The organism is Methylobacterium sp. WL103 (assembly GCF_008039885.1).
Classification (GTDB): Bacteria; Pseudomonadota; Alphaproteobacteria; order Rhizobiales; family Beijerinckiaceae; genus Methylobacterium; species Methylobacterium cerastii.
The window spans coordinates 1-1103 of sequence record NZ_VRUX01000954.1 but is presented as its reverse complement, the minus strand read 5'-3'; the positions used below and the strand labels follow the sequence as shown (position 1 = coordinate 1103).

General features: G+C 74.8%; 1 pseudogene. It reads left to right on the top strand.

Annotated features, from left to right (window positions below):
- Positions 1-286: 286 nt before the first annotated feature.
- Positions 287-1103 (top strand): annotated as a pseudogene (locus FV222_RS26990) (phosphoenolpyruvate carboxylase); the annotation flags it as partial.

The following is a 1103-nucleotide window of genomic DNA, read 5'->3' as shown; positions in this document are numbered from 1 at the left end:
CGCGCCGGCCGCGAGCGAGGAGCCGGAGCACCACGGTGCCGGCGACCGCGCAAGCCGTGACGGCCGCCAGGATCAGGAGCGTTTCCATTGCCCGGCAGCGTTAGCCCAAGCGGCCGTCGCATGCACCCCGGGGCATGCACCCCAGGGTAAGTCCGCCCCGACGCGCCGGGCCGGGGTCCCGAAGCGGAACGGTCCTTGCCTCTTCGGTCCCCGGGCCGCCTGCGCCTTGCGCGCGCCGGGCGTCCCCGCCAAAAGCCCCTGCCCCCGTCTTCCCGGAGCCCGACCGATGCGAACGCACGCCCAGCGCGACCCGGAGGAGCTCGAAGGCCACCTCGTCGGGCTGATCGAGGCCTCGCGCGAGCAGGCGAGCGAGGACCCGTTCCGCAACCCCGTGCTGGCGGTGACGCTGGCGATCACCCGCCGCTTCGACCGGGACGAGATCGGCGAGGCCGACCTCGACGCGCTGTTCGTGCGCTTGCGGGCGCAGGCTTTGTCCGACCGCGCGGCGCGGTTGCGCGCCTATGTCGGGATCGAGCACCATCCCGATGCCGACGCCGCGATGCCGGCGCGCCTCGTCGCCGCGGTGCCGGACCGGTCTGACGCGTTCGAGCGCTTCCGCGACGGGATCGGCCGCACCGCCTTCGCCGTGGTGTTCACCGCGCACCCGACCTTCGGGATGCCGAAGGCCGTGGCGGCGCTGCTCGCCGAGGCCGCGAGCCTCGACGACCCGGCGGCGCGAGCGCCCCTGATCGAGAAGGCCGCCCAGCTCTCGACCCGGCCGGACGCGCCGATCACCCTGGACGGCGAGTTCGAGCAGGCCTGCGTGGCCGCCAACCACGGCCGCGAGGCGGTGGACGCCTTCAACGGCGCGCTCCTCGACGCCGCGCGCAAGCGCTGGCCCGACCGCTGGACGGAACTCGTACCGAAACCCTTCGCCATCGCGAGCTGGGTCGGCTGCGACACCGACGGGCGCACCGACATCGGCTGGTGGGACACCCTGCGCTACCGCCTCGAATCCAAGCGCATGCAGCTCGACCGGGTGATGCGCCGCCTGCCCGCCATCCCCGCCGCGGGCGCGGTGCGGGGTCTCGCCGAGGCGGCCC